At 69.1% G+C, this 21,640-nt stretch carries 21 protein-coding genes; 7 read left to right on the top strand and 14 right to left on the bottom strand.

Features of this window, described 5'->3' with window-relative positions; genetic code table 11:
- Positions 1-61: 61 nt before the first annotated feature.
- Entirely contained in the window at positions 62-1,297 is a 1,236-nt protein-coding gene (locus tag CFB43_RS28040; RefSeq protein ID WP_089497431.1) for an MFS transporter, read from the bottom strand.
- Between the two features lie 154 nt (positions 1,298-1,451).
- Here CFB43_RS28040 and CFB43_RS28035 point away from each other — a divergent pair, with 154 nt between their 5' ends.
- Complete coding sequence (locus CFB43_RS28035) at positions 1,452-1,904, top strand: winged helix-turn-helix transcriptional regulator (RefSeq protein WP_179254914.1); 453 nt, start codon at positions 1,452-1,454, stop codon at positions 1,902-1,904.
- A 27-nt stretch (positions 1,905-1,931) separates the two neighbouring features.
- Here the strand turns inward: CFB43_RS28035 and CFB43_RS28030 are convergent, their stop codons facing one another.
- From CFB43_RS28030 to CFB43_RS28020, 3 genes are all read right to left on the bottom strand, one after another.
- Positions 1,932-3,371, bottom strand: a complete 1,440-nt coding sequence (locus CFB43_RS28030) for an MFS transporter (RefSeq protein WP_089497429.1) — start codon at positions 3,369-3,371, stop codon at positions 1,932-1,934.
- Positions 3,372-3,562: 191 nt separating this feature from the next.
- Complete coding sequence (locus tag CFB43_RS28025; protein ID WP_089497428.1) at positions 3,563-4,336, bottom strand: AraC family transcriptional regulator; 774 nt, start codon at positions 4,334-4,336, stop codon at positions 3,563-3,565.
- A gap of 31 nt (positions 4,337-4,367) precedes the next feature.
- Complete coding sequence (locus CFB43_RS28020; protein ID WP_011355854.1) at positions 4,368-4,709, bottom strand: FKBP-type peptidyl-prolyl cis-trans isomerase; 342 nt, start codon at positions 4,707-4,709, stop codon at positions 4,368-4,370.
- 581 nt (positions 4,710-5,290) lie between these two features.
- On the opposite strand from CFB43_RS28020, the gene CFB43_RS28015 reads away from it, so the two are divergent.
- Both CFB43_RS28015 and CFB43_RS28010 read left to right on the top strand, forming a co-directional pair.
- On the top strand, positions 5,291-6,208 hold the full coding sequence (locus CFB43_RS28015; protein WP_089497427.1) for a metal-dependent hydrolase: 918 nt from the start codon (positions 5,291-5,293) through the stop codon (positions 6,206-6,208).
- Positions 6,209-6,658: 450 nt separating this feature from the next.
- Positions 6,659-8,140, top strand: coding sequence for a sigma-54 dependent transcriptional regulator (locus CFB43_RS28010; RefSeq protein WP_089497426.1), 1,482 nt, complete (start codon positions 6,659-6,661; stop codon positions 8,138-8,140).
- Between the two features lie 28 nt (positions 8,141-8,168).
- On the opposite strand, the gene CFB43_RS28005 is transcribed toward CFB43_RS28010, so the two are convergent.
- Together CFB43_RS28005 and CFB43_RS27995 are read right to left on the bottom strand one after the other, a co-directional pair.
- Positions 8,169-8,555: a GtrA family protein gene (locus CFB43_RS28005; RefSeq protein ID WP_089497425.1), complete on the bottom strand. Its 387-nt coding sequence runs from the start codon at positions 8,553-8,555 to the stop codon at positions 8,169-8,171.
- 1,116 nt (positions 8,556-9,671) lie between these two features.
- The gene (locus tag CFB43_RS27995; protein ID WP_069251060.1) at positions 9,672-10,454 is read right to left on the bottom strand and encodes an ABC transporter substrate-binding protein; all 783 of its coding nucleotides are present in this window, start codon (positions 10,452-10,454) and stop codon (positions 9,672-9,674) included.
- A 234-nt stretch (positions 10,455-10,688) separates the two neighbouring features.
- On the opposite strand from CFB43_RS27995, the gene CFB43_RS27990 reads away from it, so the two are divergent.
- Together CFB43_RS27990 and CFB43_RS27985 are read left to right on the top strand one after the other, a co-directional pair.
- Positions 10,689-11,108: an MbcA/ParS/Xre antitoxin family protein gene (locus tag CFB43_RS27990; RefSeq protein ID WP_011355846.1), complete on the top strand. Its 420-nt coding sequence runs from the start codon at positions 10,689-10,691 to the stop codon at positions 11,106-11,108.
- A 2-nt stretch (positions 11,109-11,110) separates the two neighbouring features.
- Complete coding sequence (locus CFB43_RS27985) at positions 11,111-11,806, top strand: RES family NAD+ phosphorylase (protein WP_089497423.1); 696 nt, start codon at positions 11,111-11,113, stop codon at positions 11,804-11,806.
- A 55-nt stretch (positions 11,807-11,861) separates the two neighbouring features.
- On the opposite strand, the gene CFB43_RS27980 is transcribed toward CFB43_RS27985, so the two are convergent.
- Positions 11,862-12,593, bottom strand: coding sequence for a metallophosphoesterase (locus tag CFB43_RS27980; RefSeq protein WP_089497422.1), 732 nt, complete (start codon positions 12,591-12,593; stop codon positions 11,862-11,864).
- 139 nt (positions 12,594-12,732) lie between these two features.
- Between CFB43_RS27980 and CFB43_RS27975 the strand changes: the two genes are divergently transcribed.
- Positions 12,733-13,386, top strand: coding sequence for a DUF1345 domain-containing protein (locus CFB43_RS27975; RefSeq protein ID WP_039360521.1), 654 nt, complete (start codon positions 12,733-12,735; stop codon positions 13,384-13,386).
- Positions 13,387-13,410: 24 nt separating this feature from the next.
- On the opposite strand, the gene CFB43_RS27970 is transcribed toward CFB43_RS27975, so the two are convergent.
- Both CFB43_RS27970 and CFB43_RS27965 read right to left on the bottom strand, forming a co-directional pair.
- Positions 13,411-14,079: a glutathione S-transferase gene (locus tag CFB43_RS27970; RefSeq protein WP_089497421.1), complete on the bottom strand. Its 669-nt coding sequence runs from the start codon at positions 14,077-14,079 to the stop codon at positions 13,411-13,413.
- 108 nt (positions 14,080-14,187) lie between these two features.
- Complete coding sequence (locus CFB43_RS27965) at positions 14,188-14,895, bottom strand: class I SAM-dependent methyltransferase (RefSeq protein WP_089497420.1); 708 nt, start codon at positions 14,893-14,895, stop codon at positions 14,188-14,190.
- A gap of 309 nt (positions 14,896-15,204) precedes the next feature.
- On the opposite strand from CFB43_RS27965, the gene CFB43_RS27960 reads away from it, so the two are divergent.
- Complete coding sequence (locus tag CFB43_RS27960; protein ID WP_089498167.1) at positions 15,205-16,857, top strand: DUF3459 domain-containing protein; 1,653 nt, start codon at positions 15,205-15,207, stop codon at positions 16,855-16,857.
- A 72-nt stretch (positions 16,858-16,929) separates the two neighbouring features.
- On the opposite strand, the gene CFB43_RS27955 is transcribed toward CFB43_RS27960, so the two are convergent.
- From CFB43_RS27955 to CFB43_RS27935, 5 genes are all read right to left on the bottom strand, one after another.
- The gene (locus CFB43_RS27955; RefSeq protein ID WP_089497419.1) at positions 16,930-17,514 is read right to left on the bottom strand and encodes a thiamine phosphate synthase; all 585 of its coding nucleotides are present in this window, start codon (positions 17,512-17,514) and stop codon (positions 16,930-16,932) included.
- Between the two features lie 22 nt (positions 17,515-17,536).
- Positions 17,537-18,880, bottom strand: coding sequence for a hemolysin family protein (locus CFB43_RS27950; RefSeq protein ID WP_089497418.1), 1,344 nt, complete (start codon positions 18,878-18,880; stop codon positions 17,537-17,539).
- A gap of 76 nt (positions 18,881-18,956) precedes the next feature.
- On the bottom strand, positions 18,957-19,736 hold the full coding sequence (locus tag CFB43_RS27945; RefSeq protein ID WP_089497417.1) for a sensor histidine kinase: 780 nt from the start codon (positions 19,734-19,736) through the stop codon (positions 18,957-18,959).
- A gap of 67 nt (positions 19,737-19,803) precedes the next feature.
- On the bottom strand, positions 19,804-20,727 hold the full coding sequence (locus tag CFB43_RS27940; RefSeq protein WP_089497416.1) for a DMT family transporter: 924 nt from the start codon (positions 20,725-20,727) through the stop codon (positions 19,804-19,806).
- A 41-nt stretch (positions 20,728-20,768) separates the two neighbouring features.
- Positions 20,769-21,626, bottom strand: a complete 858-nt coding sequence (locus CFB43_RS27935) for a LysR family transcriptional regulator (protein WP_039358052.1) — start codon at positions 21,624-21,626, stop codon at positions 20,769-20,771.
- Between the last annotated feature and the right edge of the window lie 14 nt (positions 21,627-21,640).

Raw genomic sequence — 21,640 nt, 5'->3', positions numbered from 1 at the left:
AAGCCGGCGCCCGCGAAGGGCAGGCGGGCCTTCTCCCTCCGATATGTGGCGCCGGCACGTGTCACGCGCGCCTGAGCGTGGCGGCCCACACGCCAAGCGCCGCCACGCTCACGACCGCGCCGAGCACGCAGACGCCCATCCATCCGGCGCGCGCATACATCATCGTCGACGCAATCGCGCCGAGTCCGCTGCCGACCGAATAGAACAGCATGTAGCAGCCGACGAGGCGCGCATGCGCATCGGGCCGCGCGCCGAGAATCATGCTCTGGTTGACGACGTGGACGGCCTGCCCGCCGACATCGAGCAGCACGATGCCGACGATCAGCCATCCAATCGACGTCGCGCCGAACGCGAGCGGCAGCCACGCGCACGCGAGCAGCGCGAGCGCGGCGCCGGTCGTCGCTTCGCCGCGCCCGCGATCGGCGAGCCGGCCCGCGCGGGCGGCCGCCGCCGCGCCCAGTGCGCCGACGAGGCCGAACGCGCCGATCTGCGTATGCGACATCGCGTGCGGCGGCGTGCTCAGCGGCAGCACCAGCGCGCTCCAGAAGATGCTGAAGGCCGCGAACATCAGCAGTGCGATCGCGCCACGCACGCGCAGCACGCGTTCATCGCGCAGCAGCGACGCCATCGATCGCAGCAGCGCCGCGTAGCCGATGCGCTCGCGCGGGCCGATCTCGTCCGGCAATAGCCGCGACAGCACGACGAGCATCGCGATCGCGAGCGCACCCGACACCAGATAGACGGCCCGCCAGCCCGCGATGTCGGTGACGACGCCCGCCAGCGAGCGCGCGGCCAGCAACCCGACCACGACGCCACCTTGCGCGGCACCCACCACGCGCCCGCGTTCGCCGGCGCCCGCGAGCGCGGCCGAGCACGCGATCAGCCCTTGCGTCATCGCGGTGCCGAGCAGCCCGACCGCGACCATCCCGGCCAGCAGCGCGACGCGCGTCGACGAGGCGGCGACACCGATGCAGGCCGCCGTCAGCAGCAGTAGCTGCACGGTGACCAGGCGCTTGCGGTTCAGCAGGTCGCCGAGCGGCACGACGAACAGCAGCGCGAGCGCACAGCCGAGTTGCGTCGCGGTGATGACGCCGCCGACGGCCGCCTGCGACACGCCGAAATCCCGCGCGATCGAATCGAGCAGCGGCTGCGCATAGTAGACGTTCGCGACACTGGCCGCGCAGCAGACGGCCAGCAACGCGACGCGCGCCGCGGACAGGCGGCCGCCGTCGGGCGGATGCGCGGCATGTGTTGGCGCGGTCGACGCAACGGTGCCGGAATGACAGGAAGACGCCATGGGTTCCCTCGTGCAATGTAGTTGCAAATTGAAACTAGCGTGGAGTGTAGGAAAAGTAGTTTTAAAATGCAACCTGTTGTGCGGCAGGCGAAATGTCCGCGCACGGATGGCCGGCGTTGCCGCGGAGGCGGCCGGCAAGATTGCGGAGAGGAACATGGCCAGGCAGAAAAGTCTTGCGGATTCGCCGTGCCCGGTGGCGCGGGCGACCGATATCGTCGGCGATCGCTGGGCGTTGCTGATCGTGCGCGATGCGTTCGACGGCGTGCGCCGGTTCGGCGATTTCCGCGCGAGCCTCGGTGTCGCGAGCAACATCCTGTCCGACCGGCTGAAGATGCTGGTGGACGCCGGCGTGTTCGACGTCGTGCCGGCATCCGACGGCACCGCGTATCAGGAGTACGTGCTGACCAAGAAGGGCGAAGGGCTGTTTCCGGTGATCGTGATGCTGAGGCAGTGGGGGGAGGCGAACCTGTTCGCGCGCGGCGAGCCGCATTCGGTGCTGGTCGACCGCAGCACGGGGCGGGCGGTCCGCAAGCTCGCGCTGCGGCATGACGACGGCCGGCCTTTGAAGGCGGCCGAGACGGTCGTGAGGAAGATCGGCGACGCGTGACCGCACGCGTGGTTCAATCGGCCGCCGTCACGACCTGACGGCCTGACGCGCGGACGACGCGCCACGATCCGCATCGGGCCGCACCCGCGTCGCGAGCAGCGCGGCGGTGACGAGCAGCGCGACCGACACGGCCGTTTCGATCCGCAACCCGTCCACGACCTGCGCCGCGCCGCCACCGCCGGCGAGCGCGCCGAACGCAGCCACGCCGATCGCGCCGCCGGCCTGCCGCGCGGTATTCAGCACGGCCGACGCGATGCCGGCCCGTTCGGGCGCGACCGACGCGAGCACGGCGGTCGTCATCGCCGGCACCGCGAAGCCCATGCCGGTCGGAATCAGCAGGAACGGCACGAGCAGGACGGCCAGCGGCGTCGACGCGTCGATGACATGCAGCGACCCGTAGCCGAGCGCGGCGACGAGCGCGCCCGCCAGCATCGGCGCACGCGGGCCGTGACGCGCCACGACACGGCCGCTGGCGAGGTTCGACAGGAGGAAGCCGCCCGTCAGCGGCAGGAACGCAAGGCCCGCCTGCAACGCCGTTTCGCCGCGTGCGCGCTGCAGGTACAGCGCGAGCACGAACACGGTGCCGTAGTACGTGAGGTTCACGCAGATCCCGAACAGCACGGCCGCGCTGAAGGTGCGATGGCGGAACAGCGAGAGCGGCAGCATCGGCGTGGCCGTGCGCGTTTCCACGGCGACGAACGCGAGCGCGGCGAGGGCGGCCAGCGCGAAGCCGCCGGCGACGACCGGATGCGTGAAGCCGAGTGGCCGCCATTCGATCACGGCGCCGGTCAGCGCGGTCAGCATCGCGATCGCGATGAACTGGCCGCGCAGGTCGAGTGCGCGGATGGAACGGGAGGGCGCGGCCGGCGCCGCCGCACGGCGCGCGGGGATCCATGCAAACGCAGCCGCCAGCCCGGCCGCGCACAGCGGCAGGTTCACGAGGAAGATGCCGCGCCAGCCCCATGCCGCGATCAGCACGCCGCCCACCACCGGGCCGGCGGCGATCGAAATCGAGCCGGCCGCCGTCCACCCGCCCACGGCTCGCGCCCGCAGGTGCGGGTCGTGCCGGCACGCGTCGTTGAGCAGCGCGAGCGAATTGGGCAGCATCGCCGCGGCGCCGACGCCCTGCAGCGCGCGCGCCGCGATCAGCATCGCGGGCGCGCTCGCGGCGCCGCACGCGAGCGACGCCAGCGCGAACAGCACGAGGCCAGCAATGTACAGGCGCCGCGCGCCGAAGCGGTCGCCGAGCGCGCCGCCCGACAGCATCAGTACCGCGAACGCGAGCGTGTATGCGTCGACGACCCACTGCAGGCCGGCGACCGGCAAGCGCAGGTCGCCGGCGAGATGCGCGAGCGCGATGTTGACGATCGTCACGTCGAGCTGCGTCACGACGAAACCGGTGCTGACGGTCGCGACGACGCGGGCGAGCGCGGACGGGAAGGCGGGCGTGGGGGTGGTCGTATCCATGCGTCAATCGTAGGACGCGGCCGGCCCGCGATGTTTCAGCGGGACGTGAAACGTCGAAACGCCGGATGCGGAGCAGGGGGCGCGAAGCGGGAACGGAACAGGCTGCGTCCGGGCCGTCGCGAACGCCATTTATCGAAGAAGCGTGCCGCTACGTGCCGGGATGCGCGCTCAGCGCGGGCCAGCGGCTGCGTTCAATGCCGCTCGCCGCGCCAGCGTCCGGGCGCCACGCCGAAGCGTTTCGTGAACGCATGGGTGAACGTGCTTTGATCCGCGAAGCCGACCCTCCCGGCGATATCGACGAGCGGATACCGGCCGTCCGCGAGCAGGATCACGGCCGCGTCGAGCCTGAGCCGCTGCAGGTAGCGATGCGGCGTTTCACCGAACGCGTCGACGAACAGTTGATGGAAGCGGCGCATCCCGTAGCCGCAGTGCGCGGCGAGATCGGCGATGCGCAGCGGCTCCTCGAGCCGTGCGCGCAGCCAGCGGTCGATGCGCGCGAAATCGAGGCCCGAGGCGGGCGCGGCGATCGCGCGTTCGTCGAGCAGCGCGCCGCACAGCCGCGCGGCGGCCTGCCACTGGAAACGATGCGCGGCCGCGTGCCGCGCGTCGTCGGCGGGGGCGTCGAGTTGCGCGGCGGCGGCCGCGATCTGCGCGACCAGCGACGTCAGTGCCGGATCGATCGCCACGGCGCGCGCGCTGTCGAACAGCCGCTGCGGCACCGCGAGCGACGCGAGGGGAAGATTGAGTACGAGCTGGCGGTTCTCGCCGAGGCCCGCGTAATCGTGGCGCGCGCCGGCCGGAACCAGCCACGCGCCGTGCCGGTCGAGCCGCTGGCTGACGCCGTCCACCGCCATCACCATCGCACCGTCGATGCCGAGCACGATCTGGTGAAAGTCGTGCACGTCCGACGCTTCGAGCGTGTCGTAGCGTTGCAGTGCGATGGTGGGGGACGCAAGGTGTGCCATGGGGCAGGCGTCAGGCGGCTCGCGTGCGTTGTCAGATGTCGAGCAGCTCGACTTCGAACACGAGCGTGGCATTCGGCGGAATCACGCCGCCTGCGCCGCGCGGGCCGTAGCCGAGTTGCGGCGGGATCGTCAGGCGACGCACGCCGCCGACTTTCATACCCTGCACGCCTTCGTCCCAGCCCTTGATGACCATGCCGCCGCCGAGCACGAACGCGAACGGGTCGTTGCGATCCTTGCTCGAATCGAATTTCTGACCGTCGGTCAGCCAGCCCGTGTAGTGGACGCTGACGGTCTGGCCGGCTTGCGCTACGTCGCCGGTGCCTTCGGTCAGGTCTTCGTATTTGAGGCCCGATTCGGTCGTGATGACAGACATGACTTCTCCTGAAAAAGGATGGGTAAAACCGCTATTGTAGGCGAGCGCGCAACGGGTCGGCGCTCGGGGCTGTCGGCCGCTCGCACGCGTGTCGCGGGCGGCACCGGGCCACCGTGGCCGCGATCGTCCGAAACGCAAATGGAACGCGCGTTTGAATTTTTCGCGCGCCTCGCGACCGCGGTTGCACCGTGCGCGTGCGACGCGTGTATGAATCGGTGCTACCGGGGCGCGCCGCTGCGTGCCGCGTGGTGTCGCCGACTTCCGTGAAACGCCCGCCGCACGGGGCTTTCAGACTGTCGACGTGACGCGGCACGGCGCGGCGCGTAGCGCTCGCGAGCCACCGCGCGCGTTCGAATCCCGCCCCGTCCGGACGCTGTTCGAGCGCCGTCTTTTCCGCCTTTTCGACCGTGCCCTGTTTGGAAGCGCGCATCTACCGCGCGGCTTGCGTGCGCCGCCGCGGGCGGCCTATCTTTACAGCTGCCGATGTCAAGATTTTGGCGGTGCGCGATGCGCCGCCCGGGCCTGCGCCGGCTGCGTCGGACGACGCGCCGGGCCGCTCCGGAACCAGGAGAACGATCAACATGAAGTCAGCCGCTTCCGCCACCGCAGCCGGGATCATGCCGGTGCGCCGCGACCTGCGCTTCGACCTGCCGGTCGAACGCGCGAAGGACTGGCATGGCCTCGGGTCGCACGTGACCCATTTCTTCAACGCGCTGTCGCTGCTGTTTCCGGCCGGCGAGCGTTTCTTCATGGATTCGGTGCGCAACTACCGCGACCGGATCGACGATCCCGTGCTGAAGCAGCAGGTGCTCGGCTTCATCGGCCAGGAGGCGATGCACACGCGCGAGCACATCGAGTACAACGAGCTGATGCAGGCGAACCACCTGCCCGCGCGCAAGCTCGACAAGCGCGTGTGGACGGTGCTCGGCTACATGAAGCGCAAGCTGCCGCATTCGGTGCAGCTCGCGCATACGGTCGCGGCGGAGCACTACACGGCGATGCTCGCCGACTGGCTGCTGCGCGACCCGACGCGCCTCGACGGCTCGGTCGAGGGCTACCGCCAGATGTGGATCTGGCACGCGCTCGAGGAAACCGAGCACAAGGCCGTGTCGTTCGACGTATGGAACACCGCGATGGAGCCGGGCCTGCGCCGTTACCTGATCCGCATCGGCGTGTATCTGCTGACGACGCTGACGTTCTGGCCGACCGTATTCCTGATGCATGCGACGCTGCTGTGGCGCGATCGCGGCGCCGGCCATCACGTGCGCGGCATGCTGCGGATGATCGCGTTCCTGTACGGGCCGCGCCGGGGGCTGTTCCCGCGCATCGCCGGCGAATGGCTGAGCTTTTTCCGGCCGGGCTTCCATCCGTGGGATCACGACAATCACCACCATCTGGCGCGGGTCGATGCGCTCGCCGCCGCCTATGGCGAACAGGGCGACGCACCGGCCGGCCGCGGCCGCGCCAACGCGCCGGCGCCGCTCGCATCGGGCCGCTGAGATCGCCGCTGCGCCGGCATGCGCGGCATCGGGCCGCGCATGTTGCGTTCGTGCATCAGCCGGCTTCTTCTGACGATTGACCGAAATCAATTCGAACCGGCAGCACGGGCGCCCTGCGGGCCCGTCGACCGGTTGCGCACGCATGCGCGAGCGAGCCGATCCGGCGTGCGCGGCATCGCCCGGGAACGCCATGCGCCAGCACCGGCGCGGCTTTGCGCGCCGCGCAGCCATCCTTTCAGGGGGCCCGCCGCGTACGCCACCGGGATAACACCCATCTAGCCGCGCGCCGGCCGCATCGATATACCGTTCATGACAATGTCCACCTCACGCGCGATTCCTGCACGGGGGGATTTTATTCGGACGGAAATGCGGCCAATATGTCGGTTCGACCAAGGTCCGTCGCGTGAGACGGCGAGCCGGCGCGATACCAACGCGAAGCGGGGAACAACGATGGTTGCTAGGTCACCTGACGCAAACGGGCATGCGGTGCCCGAGATGTCGCATGTGTCCGTCACCGCGCCCGAGGACGGACGCAAGCTGTTCGTGATCATGCGTTCGCCCGATGAGCCGTTGCTTGCGCAACTGCGCGGTCTCGGCTGGGAAATCGCCGTCGCGAAGACGGCCGGCGCCGCGCAGAACATGACCTCCGGCGTAAGCGTCGCCGCCGGTCTGGTCGATTTCACCGGGTTCACGTCGCGCGACTATCCCGCGCTGAAGGCGTGCCTGAGCCAGCCGTCGATCGGCTGGATTTCCATCGCGCAGGCCGGCATCACGATCAGCCCCGCGGTGCGCGAACTGATCCGCAGCTATTGCTTCGATTACGTGACCCTTCCGTTGCCCTACGAATGGATTTCGCACGTGCTCGGCCATGCGCGCGGGATGGCCGCGCTCGATCGCGTCGATGGCGCGGCCTATGCGGCGTCGATCGGCGAACACGGGATGATCGGCAACTGCGAGGCGATGCAGCAGCTGTTCAGCACGATCCGCAAGGTCGCGAAGACCGACGCGAGCGTGTTCATCTCGGGCGAGTCGGGCACCGGCAAGGAGCTGACGGCGCTCGCGATTCACGAGCGCTCCGGCCGCGGCAAGGGGCCGTTCGTCGCGATCAATTGCGGCGCGATTCCGCATCACCTGCTGCAGTCGGAACTGTTCGGCTACGAGCGCGGCGCGTTCACCGGCGCGAACCAGCGGCGCGCGGGCCGGATCGAATCGGCGAACGGCGGCACGCTGTTTCTCGACGAAATCGGCGACATGCCGGTCGAAAGCCAGGCAAGCCTGCTGCGTTTCCTGCAGGAAGGGAAGATCGAGCGGCTCGGCGGGCAGGAATCGATTCCGGTCGACGTACGGATCATCTCGGCCACCCACGTCGATCTCGACGGCGCGGTCGAGGCCGGGCGCTTCCGCGCCGACCTGTATCACCGCCTGTGCGTGCTGCGCATCCACGAGCCGCCGCTGCGCGCGCGCGGCAAGGATATCGACATCCTCGCGCACTACGTGCTGCAGAAATTCAAGTCCGACAGCGGCCGCAAGATCAGCGGCTTCACGTCGGCCGCGCTCGATGCGATGCGCCGCTACGAATGGCCGGGCAACGTGCGCGAGCTGATCAACCGCGTGCGGCGCGCGATCGTGATGGCCGAGAGCCGGCTGCTGACGCCGCACGATCTCGGGCTCGAGACGCCGGGCGAAACCGAACCCGTGACGCTCGAACAGGCGCGGGCGCTCGCCGAGCGCACCGCGATCGAGAATGCGCTGCTGCGCAACGATCACCGCATCAACAAGGCCGCGGCCGAACTCGGCATTTCACGCGTGACGCTCTACCGGATGATGATCGAGCACGGGCTGAACGATCACGACAACAACGGCGGGAACGGCGACAACGGCGGCCACGACGGCACGCCGTCCGGCGACGCGGGGCATCAGCGGGTCGGCTGAGCGGCGCATGCGTGACGCGTGAGCCGGTTCAGCGATAGGTCCAGAGCCGGTGCAGCACGAACGTGACCGGCGGCACGCACAGCACGACCGCGACGATGCTCCACGCGCGGGCGAGGCCGAGCGTCTCGGTGGCGTGCGCCAGCAGCATCGTCATGCCGAGGCCGGCCAGTGCGACGGCGAGAAAGCGCACGAAGTTGCCCCACGTCACCGGCGACGAAAAACTCCACAGAGTGTTGGCGAGATACGAGAACGCGGTCGAGCACGCGAACGCGACCGCGTTCGCGCTCACCGGCGTCGCGTCGAACAGCGCGAACATCGCGGCCGCGATCAGCGCATGCAGCGCGGTCGAGCCGACGCCCGACACCCCGAAGCGAATCAGCCTGGCGCGTTCGGCGGTATAGAGGGTGCGGATCATCGGGGGCGGTCGTTCGGGTGATGGGGCGGCGTGTGGGGCGGTGTCGTGAGGTGCGTCACGCGCCGGCGAAGGGCGCCGGCGCAAACATGACGCGCGCCGGTTTCGCAGTATAGCGATGCCGTCGGCCGATGGATGTGCGGACAACCTGCGGCTCCCGTGCCGCCTGCGCCATGTAAAGCGCATGAAACATTTTCGCCTCGGCAGTCACGCAAATTGGCGCGGCAAATCGGGGTGAACGGCCGGCTACCCGTCGGTAAAAATGTCGCGGCGCATTGTTCAGCCTTATCCGGCAAGGCAGCGCCGCGACACGGCCAGCGCAGGCCGCGCGCCGTGTGTTTCAGTTTCGTAACTTCCCGCCTTCCGCACCCGTTCCGGCCACCACGCTGCCGGGTCAACCCCTTGTCCGGACGGGCTCGCGCGACGCTGGCCCGCTCCTTGCAATAGTGAGCGTGCGAAAGTCGACGATGCACGGTCCGTCCGGTTCGGCAGCGAACCCTGTCAGTACCGGCCTGGACACGGTCCGCGGGGATGCGGCGGCGGAGCGCGGCACGACAGCTGCGTTCCGGCGAGCACGGCGTGTCGTCGCCTGATCGTCGGGGCACCGGTCTCGTCCGGTTGCCGGAACAACCATCAGATTGAAACGGGGAAGAAAAATGATCGATCGCCACACGCCGCGGCCGGCAGGCCGCGATCGCAGTGAGTCGGAGCATCGCCGGTCGAACGCCGTTCTTGCAGCCGGCCGGCATGCATCGACAGGCCATCTCTCCGCGCCCGGTGCGAGGCGGATCCGGCTGATTGCCGGTCATCCGCGCCGGGTCGGCACTTTCCTGCACCCGAACCCGATTCGCAAGGGCATGTGCACACGGGCGCCGGTCCCTCGACGCCCGGTCTTCGCCTACTGACTGAAGCCGCACGATATCCGTTCGCGCGAGGCATCGTCCCCGTGAACGATCGATCTGCAATCCGAATGAAATGCGCAGCGTCGTGCGATGTGTGCGACGGATGAAGCATTCGATGCGACGGCAAACGGTGTAGCGCCGGTGCCGTCCGGTGGTGAGGGGAGGGGCGGTCGGACGCGCGCGACGGGAGTGGCGCCCGTACGCGCGCGACGCCGTTTCAACCGCCGTAGATGTCGAAGTCGAAGTACTTCGACGCGAGCCGCTTGTAGGTGCCGTCCTTGACCATATCGAGGATGGCGCCGTCGATCTTCGCCTTCAGGTCGGTGTCCTCCTTGCGCAGCCCGATGCCGGCGCCGATGCCGAGCACCTTCTCGTCGACGAGCTCGGGGCCGACGAACGTGTAGTTCGCGCCGCGCGGCGATTTCAGGAACCCGATGGCCGCCTGCACTTCATCCTGCAACGCCGCGTCGAGGCGGCCCGACGTCAGGTCCGCGTACACGCCGTCCTGGTTCTGGTACGACACGACGTTCGCGCCTTGCTTGCCCCAGTACGCCTTCGCATACGTTTCCTGCGTCGTGCCCTGTTCGACGCCGATCGATTTGCCCTTCAGCGATTCGGCCGTCGGCAGCAGCGGCGAACCCTTCTTCACGACGAGCCGCGTCGGCTGGTTGTAGATCTTCGTCGTGAAGCCGATCTGCTGCGCACGTTGCGGCGTAATCGACATCGACGACAGCACCGCGTCGAACTTCTTCGCCTTCAGCGCCGGAATCATCCCGTCGAAATCGTTCTCGAGCCACACGCACTTCGCCTTCAGGCGCGCGCAGATCTCGTTGCCGAGGTCGATGTCGAAGCCGACGAGCTTGCCGTCGGGCGCCTTCGACTCGAACGGCGCGTAGCTGGCATCGGTGCCGAAGCGGATCGTGGTCCAGTCCTTCGCGACGGCGGGGCCTGCGGATACCGCGAGCAGGGCGATCGAAACAGCGGCAATCAGTCTCTTCATGGTGCGTTCCTTGGCGGGGTGCTTCCGGTTTCTGTGCGACACGGTTTCACGGATACGAACCGCGTCTGCGCGCGGTGTCCGCACGGCCATTAACGCAGAAAATAAAATAAGAGTCCAGAATGGACAAAAAATATCGTTTTGTCGGATGGGCGGATCGATCGGCGGGTGTCGACCCTTGCAAAAATACGAAAATGGACTAATCTTGTTAGTAAATTCGTTTCGAGACTAACGATCATGTCACAGCCCGCCTATGAATCGCACTCCGCCCCGCCGCAGGCCTCGGTCGCGCAGATGTCGGCGGCCGGCCTGCGCGCGTTTTTCAACATCGCGCGCGACTGGGAACTGACGATCGACGAGCAGATCGTGCTGCTCGGGTCGCCCGGCCGTTCGACGTTCTTCAAGTGGAAGGCCACGCCGGAATCGGCGCGGCTGCCGCGCGATACGCTCGAACGGCTATCGCTGTTGCTCGGCATCTACAAGGCACTGCAGATCCTGCTGCCGCAGCCGGCCGCGGCCGATGCGTGGGTCAAGCGGCCCAACGACGCGGCGCCGTTCGGCGGCAAGCGCGCACTCGACCGGATGCTCGCCGGCAACGTCGGCGATCTGGTCGCCGTCCGGCAATATCTCGACGCGATGCGAGGTGGCTGGGCGTGACCATGCCGATCCAAGCACAACAATGGCCCACGACCGCGGTCGACTGGGCGCCAGCCTATCGCGTGATCCCCACCCGTTTCCCGGCGATCAACCTCTTCGACCGCGTGGCCTCGGCGGACGATTTCGACGCGCTTTACGCACTCGAATCGCTGACCAACGACCGCATCCGCAACGAAGTCGGCACGCTCGACCTCGTGCCGCCCGCCGAGCGCCGCTACGGGCAGGGCTGGGGACCGATCATGGCCGCGTTCACGCATCTGAATCCGCAGGGCAGCCGCTTTTCCGACGGCAGCTACGGCGTGTTCTACTGCGCGCGTTCGCGCGATACGGCGATCGCCGAAACGCGGTATCACAGCGCGTTGTTCCTGGAAGCGACGAGGGAGCCGCCGATGCGCCAGCAAATGCGGCTCTATACGGTGATCGCGCAGGGCGACGTGGCCGACATACGCGTGTGGCCCAAACGCGATCCGGCGCTGCTGCATCCGCTCGATTACAGCGCCGGGCAGGCGCTCGGTCGCGCGGTGCGCAATGCGGGCGGCGCGGGCATCGTCTATCCGTCGGTGCGCGACCCGCGCGGCGAGTGCCTGGCGGCGTTCCGCACCGCGCTGCTGCGCGACTGCCATCACGCGGCCTACCTCGAATACAACTGGAACGGCTCGGCCGTCGATGCGGTGTTCGAACTGAACCAGGTGGGCTAGGGCCTGCTCGCGGGCGTCAGCACCTATTAGCATCTATCAGCGCATATCAGCCGCCTCAAGGCAGCGGCCAGTCGCCCGCATGGCGCTCGCGTGCCTCGGCCTGCGTCATCGACCAGGTGCGCCCGGTGCGCGGCTCGGCGAGCGTGAGCCGCCCGGCCGGTGCGAACGCGCCCGTGTCGATGAACCACTGCGCGCCGATCCGCTGTGGCGCGCGCACCGGCGTGTGCCCGGTGCAGGTCAGCGACAGCCCGGCCTGCCGCGCCGGATCGGCGAGCCCCTGGACGAGATCGCGGCCCCAGATCAGCCGCTCGCGCACGTCGTGCGCATAGCTGCCGGTGTCGAGATCGGCGTCCGAGCCGAAGAATTCCGCGTGCAGTACGTTGAAGCGCCCGGGGCCGTCGCCGATCACGCGCACCAGTGGCAGCGCGTCGATGCGTGCCGCATGCGCGTGCAGCCGTTCCGGCGGCAGGTCGGCACCCCAGTCGCCGCCGATCCCGCGCCACGCGTCGGGCGACAGCTTGCCGCGCGCCACGAGGCTCAGCACTTCCTCGTGATTGCCGCGCACGACGTGGCACCACGGGCGGTCGAGCAGGTCGAGCGTGGTTTCGGAGGCCGGGCCGCGGTCGACGAGGTCGCCGACCGAGAACAGGCGGTCGCGGGCCGGATCGAAGCGGATGTCGTGCAGCAGCGCGCGCAGCACATCCACGCAGCCGTGCAGGTCGCCAACGACGAAGTCGCGGCCGACCGTGTTCGCCGGATGGCGGCAGAGGGGGGCGATGGCAGTCATCCCAATATCTTAGGCGCTTGCGTCCCCATCGCCACGTCACGATGGAATGGCGATAATCGGGACAATACCCGCCGGTGCGGCGCGGCGGGCAGTCCCGCGCGCCGGCCGAACCCTTTCCATTTGCTTTCGGAATCACATGATGACGATTTATCCGCAGGTATTACGCAACCGGCCGCGCATGGTCGCGGCGTTCGTCGCCGGCTTGCTGTGCGCGGTACTGCTGCCGTTTCCGCTGCGTCCGACCGTACGGGCGCTGATCGGCTGGGATTGCGCGGTCTGGCTGTATCTCGCGCTGATGTGGGTGCGCATGGTCACCGCGCATCATGACCAGGTGCGCGACATCGCGATTCGCGAGGACGAAAACGCGACGACCGTGCTGACCATCGTGTCCCTTGCGACCGTCGCGAGCGTGGCCGCGATCGCGATCGAGCTCGCGACCGTCAAAAGCGTCGGCTTTCGCGCGGGGCTCAGCCACTACGCGATCACGGGCGCGACGCTGTTCGGCGCGTGGTTCATGATTCCGACGATTTTCACGCTGCACTATGCGCGCCTCTATTACGGCTCGCCCGGCAACGACCGCGCGCTTCGTTTCCCGGACCGGAGCCCGGAGCCCGATTACTGGGATTTCCTGTATTTCGCGTTCACGATCGCGGTCGCGTCGCAGACGGCCGACGTGTCGATGACGAACCGCTCCGCGCGGCGCTCGGTGCTCGCGCAGTCGATCCTGTCGTTCTACTTCAACATGGCCGTGCTCGGGCTGTCGATCAACGTCGCGGCGGGCCTGCTGAGCTGATGCAGGCCAGGGCGATTCGCCGCGTTACTTGAGCAGGTCGTACGGGCCGCCGCGTTCCAGCGCCCGCTGGTACGCGGGCCGCGCGTGGATCGCATCGAGGAAACGTGCGATTGCCGGATAGCGGCTGCCGCCCCCGCGCGCGGTCGCGGCTTCGAGCGGAAAGCTCATCTGGATGTCGGCTGCGCTGAAACCGTCGCCGACGAACCAGCCGGTGCGGCTCAACGTGTCGTTGACATAGCCGAGATGCAGCGCGATCTGCGGATCGACGAAGCTCGATTGCAGCGTGTCGGCGATCTTGCGTGCGATCGGCCGTGCGAAGAACGGCATCGGCGCGTGTGCGATCCGCAGCGCGACGAGCTTGAGCAGCAGCGGCGGCATCGCCGACCCTTCCGCGTAGTGCAGCCAGTACGTGAAGTCGTGCCGCTCGGGCGTGCCGGGCGGCGGCGCCAGGCGCCCGTTGCCGTAGCGTTCGACCAGGTATTCGATGATCGCGCCCGATTCGGCATACGTGCGGCCTTCGTCGGTGACGACCGGCGACTTGCCGAGCGGATGGATCGCGCGCAATTCGGGCGGCGCGAGCATCGTTTTCGGGTCGCGCGCGTAGCGCACGATCTCGTACGGCACATCCAGTTCTTCGAGCAGCCAGAGCACGCGCTGCGAGCGCGAGTTGTTCAGGTGATGGACGGTGAGCATGTCGACGCTGGGAGTGGGGGCGGGAACGACATCATACCCAGCGCATAGGGCGCGTACGCGAAACGCGCCGCGCGCCGTGACGAACGGCGTCTAGACGACCGCGTCTGGTCAGCCGCCCCGCACCGCGATCCACGCACCCCAGAACAGGCTCGCGAAAAAGCGCAGCGGCGCATCGAAGCCCGCATCGCGCAGCAGGCCGAACACGGCTTCCTCTGACGCGGGCGGATCGGCGCCCTGCAGGATCTTCGCGAGTTGCGCGCGCACCGCGTCGGGCGTCGCACCTTTCATGCGCCAGCGCTGCTGCCACGCGCCGAGCAGGCGAGGGTGGTCCGCGTAGCGGCGATGGTTGCCGGCGAGCACGAGCGGCGCGCCGGGTTTCAGGCGCCGCGCGATCGCATGCAGCAGCGCCGCCTTCGCTTCGTCGCCGGGGACGTGGTGCAGCACGCCGATCAGCGTCGCGCCGTCGAACGCGGGCGTGTCGGGCAACGCCTCGACGCTGTCCTCGACGAATGCCGTGCGTGCGCCGAAACCCGCGGCCTCGACGTTCGAGCGCGCGAGCGCGAGCATCGGCGCGGACGGGTCGACGGCCGTGAATTGCCAGCCCGGCTCGAGCGCGGCCGCCACGCAGATTTCCTGCCCGGTGCCGCCCGCGCCGGCGACGAGGATCCGCGCGTCGGGCGCCGCGATCGCCGACGCGAGCATGCACGCGGTGAGTTCGTGGCAGGCATCGTAGCCGGCGAGTGCGATGCGGGATTGCTCGGCGTATTCATGCGCGCGTGCCGGATCGAATTTGGCGGCGCTGGCGGGAAGCGACATGGCGGGTTCCTCGGGTCGGGCGCGGACGTCGTGTCCGCGAGCATGGCGCAGAGCGTAAGCGTGCGCGGCCGGTGCAACAAGGCGAGCAACCATTCCGGTATGGCGGCTACCCGACTCGTCGGGACCGGCGGGATTACGGGTTTTCCCGGGGTCGATTCGTATTTAAAAATGTCCGGGTGCGATGCATCGCGGTAGCGAATCCGGCGCATACTCGTTTCTCTCCCCCCGCCTGGCCGTCGCATGCCGGGCCCCGATGCGCCGCGCCCCGCTGGCGCGGCCATGCCGCTCGGCACGCACGAGGAGCGCATGATGTCCGATTGTCCGCACGATCCGTATGCGCAGCACTACATTCACTGCTTGCCGTTCGGCGCCCAGCCCTGTGGCGCGCTCTGCGCGACGCCGCGCACGCATTTTCGCGTGTGGGCGCCGGGCAGCGCGCAGGTCCAGCTCGAACTCGATACCGGCTTCGGCCCGTTGCTCGTCCCGATGACGGCGGCCGGCACGAACTGGTTCGAAGTCTTTGCCGATTGTGGTGCGGGTGCGCTTTATCGCTATCGCCTCGACGATGCGGTATCGATTCCCGATCCCGCGTCGCGCTCGCAACCCGAAGGGCTCAACGGCCCGAGCGAGGTCATCGATCCGCGCGCGTTCACGTGGCGCAACACGTTCTGGCACGGGCGCGCATGGGAAGACATCGCGCTCTATGCGATTCGCCCGCACGCGGTGGGCGGCTTCGACGGCGTGCGCCGGCGCCTGCCGCAACTCGCGCGGCTCGGCGTGACCGCGCTGGAGCTGCTCGCGTCGCCGCACGACAGCCTGCCGTTCGCGCCGCTCGCGGCGGAAGGCGGCCCCGACGCGCTGAAGGCGCTGATCGACGACGCGCACGGCTACGGTCTCGCGGTGCTGCTGGAGCTCGATTACGCGCGCTTCGGCAGCGGCACCGAGGCGCTGCGCCACTACGCGGCGCCGTTCTTCCATACGCGTGACGATCCGCTCCAGGCGCCGCCGCTCGCGCTCGATCATCCGGAAGTCTGCGATTTCTTCTGCGACAACGCGCTGTACTGGATCGACGAATACCGTTGCGACGGGCTGCGCCTGCGCGAAGCCGACCGGATCGGCGTGTCCTGGCTGCGCGAGATCGCGGATCGCGTGCGCGCGGCCGTGCCGGCCGACCGGCTGATCCATCTCGTCCTCGGCAGCGAGCGGCATCCGGCGCATCTTGCCGATACCCATTTCGATGCACAGTGGAACGGGTGCGGCGAACGCGCGCTGCACCGGCTGACGGGGCGCGATACGTCGGCCCACGAAGGCATTTCCACGCACCAGTCGATCCACACGCTCGCCCGCGCGCTGACCGCGGCCGGAGCCGCATTCCAGCCGGCCGGGTCGGGGGAAGGCATGGCCGCCGACAGCGGGCTGTCGTTGACGTCGCTGGTGCTGTCCGATGGCGCGTGGCGCGACTGCGGGCAGGGCGACCACGGGCAGGCGGCCGGTCTGGCCGCACTGGCGCTGTCGCTGCTCACGCCGCAGATCCCGTTGATATTCGACGAAACCGCGCGCGATGCCGATCGCGCGCATTTCGTGCAGTCGGCGCTCGCGGTGCGCGCGAAGCTGATCGCGCCGCGATTGTCCGATTGCCGGCCGCAGGAAGCGCGTGCGCTGAAGTCGGACGGCGACGGCGATGCCGACGCGCTGCTCGCATCCTGGCGGCTCGCCGACGACGAGACGCTGACGATCGCGTTGAACCTGTCGCCCGACGCGGTGCCGTTCGATGCGCCGAGCGGGCGAGTCGTGTTCGAGACGCCGGCGCGTGCGCGCGACCGGGTCGATGAAGGCGTGTTGCCGCCGTATGCGCTCGTCGCGTGGCTGACGGGTGACGTCAACCGGTATGCGCTCACGCACGACGCGCGCCGCATCGATGACGGTGCCTGGCGCGGCATGCGTCCGAACCTGAACGCATGACGACGTGAGCGGGCAAGCGTTTGAGCAGCCGGGCGCATCTGCGCCCGGCTGCACCGCAGGGCAATCTCCGAACTACCAGAACCCGCGAATGCCTGCGATGCCGTAGGCGCCGTGGCGGCGTGCATCGTCGAGGTGGAGACGTGTCATGCCGCCGAGCGCGAAGACGGGCATGGCGGCCTCGGCGGCCAGCGCGCCGAACCGTGTCCAGCCGAGCGCCGGCGCACCGGGATGGCTGAGCGTCGGCAACACGGGCGACAGCGTGACGAAATCCGCACCGGCGCGCGCGGCCAGCAGCAGGTCGTCGCGCGTGTGACAGGCGGCGGACACCCATCTTCCGGCCGGCAACGGCCGCTGCGTGGCCGCGCGCAACGCGGTGCCGTCGAGATGCCAGCCGGCGCCGCCGAGTCGCATCACGCCGGCCGCATCGATTGGCCCGTTCAGCATCAGGTGCGCGCCGGTCGCGTCGCAGCGCGCGAGCGCTTCGGTGGCGAGTCGCGCGAACGCGGCTGCATCGAGCGACTTCACGCGGAGTTGCACGAGCGTCTCGCCGCGCGCGAGCACGGCCGACAGCCGGTCGAGGAACGCCGCGCAATCGGCCGCCGACGCAGACGCCGGCTCCGGCGTGATCACGCAGCAGCGCGGCAGCGTGGCGTTCATCGCGTGCGGCGCAGCGCGGCCGTCATTCGTCGGCCTCTTTCGAGATCTTCGGGTAGACGCGCACGAGCACGATGCGCGGCCCGTTCATCTTCTTCACGACGACGTCGAAGCGGTCGAACGACACGCGCTGCCCTTCGGTCGGCAGGTCGCTGAGCGCCTGGATCACGAGGCCGCCGACCGATTCCGCGCGGCCTTCGTCGATGTCGATGCCGAGCGCCTGCTCGAGCGACACGACGGGCAGGCTGCCCTTGCCCATCAGCGTGCCGTCGTCGAGGCGGCTCCAGTCGGCGTCGCCCTGGCGGAATTCGTCGTGGATCTGGCCGACCAGCGCGCCGAGCAGGTTGTCGAGCGTCAGGAAGCCGATCGGCTTCTCGCCCTTGTTGCCGACCAGCGCGAAGTGCGGCGCGCCCTTGCGGAAGCGGCGGAACAGGTCGAGCGCCGGCGTGTCGGGCCTCACGTACTGCACGGGGCGGACGTAGTCCGACAGGTCTTCCAGCGCCGCGCCCGCGTGACGCGCGAGCAGCAGGTCCTTCAGGTGGATCAGCCCGCTCACCTGTTCGCGCGATGCATCCTCGAACAGCGGATAGCGGCTGAAGCGGTGCCGCGCGACGATCTCCATGTTGTCGGGCAGCGGCAGGTCGCGGCGCAGACCGATCATTTCATGGGCCGGCCGCATCAGGTCCGACACGGTCATCGACGAAAAATCGAGCGAATGCGCGAGCGTGTTCCACTCGTCGTTGCTGTACGTGCCGCGCGCCGGCTGGGCCGGATTGCCGGCCGTGCTGCGGCGGCTGCGCAGGATCAGCTTCAGCTCGTCGGTCGAGTAGTGGGCGTCGCTGCCGTGGTCGGCCGAGAGCCCCGCGAGCCGCAGCACTGCGTTGGCGCTGTTGTTGAGCACCCAGATCGCCGGGTACATCGCCCAGTAGAACGCATAGAGCGGCAGCGCGACCCACAGGCCGATCTTTTCCGGCTGGCGGATCGCCATCGATTTCGGCGCCAGCTCGCCGACGACGATGTGCAGGAACGAGATCAGCGAGAACGCGAACACCAGCGAGATCAGGTGCACGACGCGTTCGGATTCCACGCCGATCAGGTCGAGCAACGGGCCGAGCAGTTGCGCGAAGGCCGGTTCGCCGACCCAGCCGAGGCCGAGCGACGCAAGCGTGATGCCGAGCTGGCACGCGGAAAGATACGCGTCGAGCCGGCCGTGCACGATGCCGAGGATGCGGCCGCGCAGGCCGTGCTTGCGGGCCAGTGTCTTGACGCGCGTGGCGCGCAGTTTGACGAGGCCGAATTCGGCCGCGACGAAGAACCCGTTCAGGGCCACCAGGAACAACGCGCCGATGAGCGCGAAGATCTGTAACAAAGAAGCACTCCGGTTATGACAGGCCCGTCAGTATAGAGCCAGAAAGGAATTTGTAATGTGTCGGGCGGCCGATTGCTTACACCGGCGCCTCACCGGAAACGGAGAGCGTGATGGTGGCCGTGGCGCCATCGGCGAACGCGTCGTGCGCGAACGTGCCGCCGTGCGCGAGCGCGACGCGCTGGCAAAGCGCGAGCGTCCAGGCGACGCGCTTGGCGTCGCGCTCGCGCAGCATCTCGCGCCGCGCGAACGATTCGAATGCATGCGGTTGCGCGGGATCGGCGAGCGCGTCGGCGTTGACGGTACACGTGGCGCGCGCGGTGAACTGCAGGCCGTCGCGCGCGCACGCAAACGTCACGCGGCTGCCGGCGGCGCTGGCTTCGACCGCGGCCGTGAGCATCGTCCAGAGCGCCTGTGCGATGCGTTCGCGGTCGGCGGTCAGCGGCAGGTCGCCGGCCGGCAGCGTCGCGTCGAGCGCGACCTGCCGGGCGTCGGCGAGCGTGAAACGGGCGAGCGCGATCGTGTCGTCGAGCAGCGCGCGCAGCGCGAACGGCTGCGGCCTGACGGCGAGCGTGCGCGTTTCGGCGCGCGGCGCGTCGAGCACGTCGTCGATCAGCGCAACCTGCTGGTCGATGCCCGTGCGGATCCCCGCGAGCGCGCGCTGCAGGTTCGGATCGGCGTTGGCGAGCTGGCGCTCGAGCACGTACGCCCAGCTATGCATCGCGTTCAGCGGGCTGCGCAGGTCGTGCGAGGCGGTGGAGAGCGCCTGGTCGCGCAGGAACAGCGCCGCCTGGGTGGCGTAATGCGCTGCGCGTTCGCGCAGCAGGTCGGCGGCGGGATCGACGGTAGTGGACGTCACGGAGCTGGCCTGTCGGAAGCGGTTGGCGTGGAAGTCACGCGAACCGTCATTATAGGGACGGTGCGTGTCACGCCGGCAGCGCGTCTTCGTCCTTTTTCCGGGCGTCGCCGTTCGGCAGCAGCTGGCACGCGAGCAGGCCGGCCAGCATCAGCGCGCAGCCGACGAGCGCGCGCAGCGTCAGCGTTTCGCCGAGCGCGGCCCAGCCGGCGATCGCCGCGAACACGCCTTCCATGCTGAAGATCACGGCCGCGTGCGCGGGCGCCGCGTCGCGTTGCGCGACGACCTGCATCGTATAGCCGACCCCGACCGACAGCAGGCCGCCGTACAGCAGCGTCGGCAGCGCGTTGCGCAGCATCGTGCCGCTGACCGGCTCGATGACGAGGCCGATCGCGAGGCACGCCGCGCCGCACACGACGAACTGCATGAACGCGAGCACGAGCGGATTGTGGCGCTTCGCGAAATGGCCGACGGCCATCACGTGCGCGGCGATGATCACGGCGCCGGCGAGCTGGAACCAGTCGCCGTACAGCACCGAGAATTGCTCGTTGATGCTGAGGAAATACAGGCCGATCGCCGCGAGCAGCGCGCCGAACCACGTGCCCGGGCCGATCCGGTGACGGGCGAACACGCCCATCAGCGGCACGATCACGACGTACAGCGAGCTGATGAAGCCCGCGTTGGCGATGCGCGTGTACTGCAGGCCGATCTGCTGCAGCGAAATCGATACCGCCAGCAGCCCGCCGAGCGCGAGGCCCGGCAGCAGCAGCGTCGGCTCGCGGCGGATCGCCACGAGTTGCGTGCGCGACGCCGTGTTCAGCATCAGCAGCGGCACCAGCACCAGCGCGCCGAGCAGGAAACGGAGCCCCGTGAACAGGAACGGCCCGATCACGTCGAGGCTCAGGCGCTGGGCGACGAACGCCGAACCCCAGATCGCGGCGGCGGCGAGCATCAGCAGGTTGGCTCGGAGGTGCTTGCGGGCGTCGGGCGTCATCGGAATTCTTCTGGAGATTGCGGGCGGCGAAACCCGTTAGTTTACGCCGAGATTGCAAGGCTGTCGGCAAACCTGCGCAACGCGGCGCCGGCACGTGCGTCGCGTACCCGCGAATACAGCACGACCTGCGACAGCGGCAGCGGCGGCAGCCCGAATTTCGCGCCGACGTCGACCAGCGTGCGCGGCGCGACCCGCCGCGCCAGCGGACAGACGGCGAGCCCCGCGGCGGCGGCGGCCGTGACCGCCGCCACGCCGCCGCCCGTAAAGCGCTCGCGCCACGGCCGCCCCGCATGGTCGAGCGCGCGCAGCGCGGCGGCCCGCACGCCGCACGGGCCGGCCAGCACCGCGAGCGGCAGCGGCTCGCCCGCGCGCGGCACCCAGTCCGGCGCGGCGAGCCAGGCCAGCGGTTCGGAAAACAGCAGCGTGCCGTCTTCGCGCGGCGGGTCTTCGCCCGGCTCGTGCCGCACGATCACCGCATCGAACCGGCGTTCGTCGTATTGCGCGAGCAGGTTCGTCGACGTGCCGAGATGCATTTCGAGCGACAACCCGGGATCCTGCCGATGCAGGCTCGTGAGCACGGCCGGCAGGTCGGGCACGGCGACGTGCTCGCTGACGCCGAGCGACAGCCGGTGCGTACCGGCCGAGATCGCGCCCAGCGCGTGATCGTGCGCATCGAGCAGCGCGCGGGCGGCCGGCAGGAAATTCTCGCCGTCGGCGGCCAGCTTGACGACGCGCGGCGTACGCGCGAGCAGCGGCTTGCCGAGGTGGGCCTCCAGCCGCTTCAGCTTCAGGCTGACGGCCGATTGGGTGGTGCCGAGCGCATCGGCGGCGCGCGTGAAGCTGGCGAGATCGGCGACCAGCACGAACGCACGGACGGCATCGAGATCAAGGACTTTCATTTTCGATGTAAATG

Source organism: Burkholderia sp. AU15512, assembly GCF_002223325.1.
GTDB lineage: Bacteria > Pseudomonadota > Gammaproteobacteria > Burkholderiales > Burkholderiaceae > Burkholderia.
This window is presented reverse-complemented; position numbering and strand designations above follow the sequence as displayed.

Bases quoted from the DNA above. Each gene is read 5' to 3' on its own strand.
- CFB43_RS28040 (WP_089497431.1), bottom strand. From the start codon at position 1,297: ATGGCGTCTTCCTGTCATTCCGGCACCGTTGCGTCGACCGCGCCAACA.
- CFB43_RS28035 (WP_179254914.1), top strand. From the start codon at position 1,452: ATGGCCAGGCAGAAAAGTCTTGCGGATTCGCCGTGCCCGGTGGCGCGG.
- CFB43_RS28030 (WP_089497429.1), bottom strand. From the start codon at position 3,371: ATGGATACGACCACCCCCACGCCCGCCTTCCCGTCCGCGCTCGCCCGC.
- CFB43_RS28025 (WP_089497428.1), bottom strand. From the start codon at position 4,336: ATGGCACACCTTGCGTCCCCCACCATCGCACTGCAACGCTACGACACG.
- CFB43_RS28020 (WP_011355854.1), bottom strand. From the start codon at position 4,709: ATGTCTGTCATCACGACCGAATCGGGCCTCAAATACGAAGACCTGACC.
- CFB43_RS28015 (WP_089497427.1), top strand. From the start codon at position 5,291: ATGAAGTCAGCCGCTTCCGCCACCGCAGCCGGGATCATGCCGGTGCGC.
- CFB43_RS28010 (WP_089497426.1), top strand. From the start codon at position 6,659: ATGGTTGCTAGGTCACCTGACGCAAACGGGCATGCGGTGCCCGAGATG.
- CFB43_RS28005 (WP_089497425.1), bottom strand. From the start codon at position 8,555: ATGATCCGCACCCTCTATACCGCCGAACGCGCCAGGCTGATTCGCTTC.
- CFB43_RS27995 (WP_069251060.1), bottom strand. From the start codon at position 10,454: ATGAAGAGACTGATTGCCGCTGTTTCGATCGCCCTGCTCGCGGTATCC.
- CFB43_RS27990 (WP_011355846.1), top strand. From the start codon at position 10,689: ATGTCACAGCCCGCCTATGAATCGCACTCCGCCCCGCCGCAGGCCTCG.
- CFB43_RS27985 (WP_089497423.1), top strand. From the start codon at position 11,111: ATGCCGATCCAAGCACAACAATGGCCCACGACCGCGGTCGACTGGGCG.
- CFB43_RS27980 (WP_089497422.1), bottom strand. From the start codon at position 12,593: ATGACTGCCATCGCCCCCCTCTGCCGCCATCCGGCGAACACGGTCGGC.
- CFB43_RS27975 (WP_039360521.1), top strand. From the start codon at position 12,733: ATGACGATTTATCCGCAGGTATTACGCAACCGGCCGCGCATGGTCGCG.
- CFB43_RS27970 (WP_089497421.1), bottom strand. From the start codon at position 14,079: ATGCTCACCGTCCATCACCTGAACAACTCGCGCTCGCAGCGCGTGCTC.
- CFB43_RS27965 (WP_089497420.1), bottom strand. From the start codon at position 14,895: ATGTCGCTTCCCGCCAGCGCCGCCAAATTCGATCCGGCACGCGCGCAT.
- CFB43_RS27960 (WP_089498167.1), top strand. From the start codon at position 15,205: ATGTCCGATTGTCCGCACGATCCGTATGCGCAGCACTACATTCACTGC.
- CFB43_RS27955 (WP_089497419.1), bottom strand. From the start codon at position 17,514: ATGAACGCCACGCTGCCGCGCTGCTGCGTGATCACGCCGGAGCCGGCG.
- CFB43_RS27940 (WP_089497416.1), bottom strand. From the start codon at position 20,727: ATGACGCCCGACGCCCGCAAGCACCTCCGAGCCAACCTGCTGATGCTC.
- CFB43_RS27935 (WP_039358052.1), bottom strand. From the start codon at position 21,626: ATGAAAGTCCTTGATCTCGATGCCGTCCGTGCGTTCGTGCTGGTCGCC.